Genomic DNA, 932 nt, shown 5'->3' with positions numbered 1-932 from the left:
CCAGCCCCTGCTCCTCCTCCTCGACGGTGCGCCGCCGCCCGGGCACGACCAGCACCGGGGTGTGCCCGGCGGCCCGGTAGCCGGAGCCGAGGTGGCGCAGCGCGGTGCGCAGTCCGCCGGAGACGGGGGTGACGAAGTTGGCCACCCGGACGATCCGCAGTGGTCCGGCGGTCATGCGGGCAGTTCCTCGGTCAGCGGGGCGGCCGGCTGGACGGGCCCCGCGGGGGTCGCCGGCGCGGCCGGGGCGGCGGGGTCGGGCACGGCCCCGTGGTGCTCCGCGAGCACCTCGGCGTAGTGCCGCAGCAGCAGGTCCCCGACGGCCTCCCAGGTGCGGGCCGTCACCTCCGCCCGCCCCGCGCGCCCGTACGCGGCCCGCAGTTCGGCGTCCCCGGCGAGGGCGGTCACCGCGCGGGCGACCGCCGCGCCGTCCCGGGGCGGGACCAGCAGGCCGGTGCGGTGGTGCGCGACCAGGTCCAGCGGGCCGCCGGCGGCGGGGCCGATCACCGCGACGCCGCTGGCCATCGCCTCCTGGATGGTCTGGCAGAACGTCTCCAGCGGGCCGGTGTGCACGAAGACGTCCAGGGTGGCGAAACATCGGGCCAGTTCCTCGCCGGTGCGCCGGCCGAGGAAGACGGCGCCGGGCATGGCGGCCTTCAGCCCGGGCGCGGACGGCCCGTCGCCGATGATCACCACCCGGACGCCGGGCAGCGTCGAGGTCTCGGCGAGCAGGTCGACCCGCTTCTCCGGCGCGAGCCGCCCGACGTACCCGACCAGCACCTCGCCGCCGGGGGCGAGCGCCCGGTGCAGCGCCTCGTCGCGGTGGCGCGGGTCGAAGCGGACCGAGTCCACGCCGCGCGGCCACAGCTGGACCCGGGCGACGCCGTGCGCGGTGAGGTCCTGCGCGGCGGGGGTGGACGGCGCGAGCGTCCGGG

At 79.0% G+C, this 932-nt stretch carries 1 protein-coding gene; it reads right to left on the bottom strand.

Annotated features, from left to right (window positions below; translation table 11 throughout):
• Positions 1-171 precede the first annotated feature (171 nt).
• The coding region (locus ABD308_RS10595) for a glycosyltransferase (RefSeq protein WP_344331462.1) at positions 172-932 on the bottom strand (761 nt) is incomplete at its 5' end.

Source organism: Kitasatospora putterlickiae, assembly GCF_039527695.1.
GTDB lineage: Bacteria > Actinomycetota > Actinomycetes > Streptomycetales > Streptomycetaceae > Kitasatospora > Kitasatospora putterlickiae.
This window is presented reverse-complemented; position numbering and strand designations above follow the sequence as displayed.